2 protein-coding genes are annotated in these 2,256 nt (G+C 63.6%); one reads left to right on the top strand and one right to left on the bottom strand.

The genetic code is table 11. The features are described 5' to 3' along the window. Positions 1 to 80: 80 nt before the first annotated feature. Positions 81 to 1,007: a serine O-acetyltransferase EpsC gene (epsC, locus tag ACW9IB_RS29345; RefSeq protein ID WP_457416806.1), complete on the bottom strand. Its 927-nt coding sequence runs from the start codon at positions 1,005 to 1,007 to the stop codon at positions 81 to 83. Between the two features lie 166 nt (positions 1,008 to 1,173). Between epsC and ACW9IB_RS29340 the strand changes: the two genes are divergently transcribed. Beyond that, positions 1,174 to 2,169, top strand: a complete 996-nt coding sequence (locus ACW9IB_RS29340) for a D-cysteine desulfhydrase (RefSeq protein ID WP_457416804.1) — start codon at positions 1,174 to 1,176, stop codon at positions 2,167 to 2,169. Positions 2,170 to 2,256 lie beyond the last annotated feature (87 nt).

Genomic DNA, 2,256 nt, shown 5'->3' with positions numbered 1-2,256 from the left:
GCGCTGGATCAGTCAGCACATCACTGGCTGAAAGACCGCTATCGCAGGCAAGCCAGCTCCCACATTGGGCCGTGTTCGACTTATTTTTGCGTGCCGTCATCGTGCTGCAGGTTCGCCTGGGTGATGTTCGCCCCCGCCGGCACGCTGCGCGTCAGCCACACGTTGCCGCCGATGGTGGAGCCTTTGCCGATGGTGATGCGCCCCAGTATTGTCGCTCCGGCGTAGATCACTACATCGTCTTCAACAATAGGGTGGCGCGGGTGGCCCTTCTGCAATTGCCCGTCTTCATCCGCCGGGAAGCGCTTGGCGCCCAGCGTAACGGCCTGATAAATGCGCACGCGCTCACCGATGATCGCGGTTTCGCCAATCACCACACCGGTGCCATGGTCGATAAAGAAACTCGGGCCGATCTGCGCACCCGGGTGAATGTCGATACCGGTGGCCGAGTGGGCGATTTCCGCGCTGATGCGGGCCAACAGCGGCAGACCCGCACGGTACAAGTGGTGGGCAAGGCGATGGTGGATCACCGCCAGGATCCCCGGATAGCACAGCAGCACCTCATCCACGCTGCGCGCCGCCGGATCGCCGTGGTAGGCGGCCAGCACGTCGGTATCCAACAGGCTGCGCAGGGATGGCAAGGCCAGGGCAAAATCCTGGATCAGCCGGATGGCATGGGCGTCGACGGCGCTGTCATCCTGACCGCTCTGGCGCGCGGCGTAGCGCAGTTCCAGGCGCGCCTGGGCGAGCAGCGCGTTCAATGCCACGTCCAGGGTGTGGCCGACGTAAAAATCCTCACTTTCTTCACGCAGGTCCACCGGCCCCAGGCGCATGGGGAACAGCGCGCCGCACAGGGCTTCGAGAATCTGCGCCACGGCTTCGCGCGACGGCAACTCACGGCCACCATGCTCGCCGCTCAACCGGCCATTGCGCGTGCGCCACTGGTCCCGGGCGCTGCGCAGCTGGCTGACGATGGTCTGCAATTGCCAATGACTGGAACGCTCACTCACGGTCTTCACTCCTGACGAAATGGCCATCACTTTACGGTATGAGCCTTCCCCGCCCTTAAGAACCAATGGTGTGATGCTAAGAACCTGTCGGCATAAGCGATTGACGGTTGCCCGATGAAAAGTGCCTGCCTATAGTCGCCCCATCACTTATTACCCGTGCGTAGCCATGATCAAACAACAGCTCGACCGCTTTAACCGTCTGGAACTGCTGGGCGGTGCCACCGCCCTGGAAAAACTCGAGCGGCTGTCGGCCTGGCTGGGCAGGGACATTTACGTCAAGCGCGACGACACCACACCGCTGGCCATGGGCGGCAACAAGCTGCGCAAACTCGAATACCTGGCCGCCGATGCCATCGCCCAGGGTGCCGACACCCTGGTGACCGCCGGTGCGATCCAGTCCAATCACGTGCGCCAGACCGCCGCCCTGGCCGCCAAGCTCGGCCTGGGCTGCGTTGCCCTGCTGGAAAACCCCACCGGCACCGAAGACCCCAACTACCTGGGCAACGGCAACCGCCTGCTGCTGGAGCTGTTCGACGCCAAGGTGGAATTGGTGGAAAACCTCGACAACGTCGACGAGCAACTCAATGCCCTCGCCGACCGTCTGCGCAGCAACGGCAAGAAGCCGTACCTGGTCCCCATCGGCGGCTCCAACGCCCTCGGCGCCCTGGGTTATGTGCGCGCCGGCCTGGAACTGGCCGGGCAGATCGAAGACAGCGGCATCGAGTTTGCCGCCGTGGTGCTGGCGTCCGGCAGCGCCGGCACCCACAGCGGCCTGGCCCTGGCCTTGAGCGAAGCACTGCCGAACCTGCCGGTGATCGGCGTGACGGTTTCGCGCACCGACGAAGCCCAGCGCCCGAAAGTGCAAGGCCTGGCCGAACGCACCGCCGAGTTGTTGGGGGTGGAGATTCCCGAGGCCTTCAAGGTGATCCTGTGGGACGAATACTTCGGCCCGCGCTACGGCGAACCCAATGCCGGCACCCTGGCGGCGGTCAAGCTGCTGGCCAGCCAGGAAGGTTTGTTGCTGGACCCCGTCTACACTGGCAAGGCCATGGCCGGACTGCTGGATGGCTTGGGGCGTCAGCGATTCGAAGACGGCCCGATCATTTTCCTGCACACCGGCGGGGCACCGGCGTTGTTTGCCTATGACTCGGTGTTCAACTGAATAAACGCGGATAAAAATGTGGGAGCGGGCGTGTGTGGGAGCTGGCTTGCCTGCGATAGCGGTCTATCAGCGAGCAATGTACTGACT

The organism is Pseudomonas sp. SDO524_S393 (genome assembly GCF_054071875.1).
This window is presented reverse-complemented; position numbering and strand designations above follow the sequence as displayed.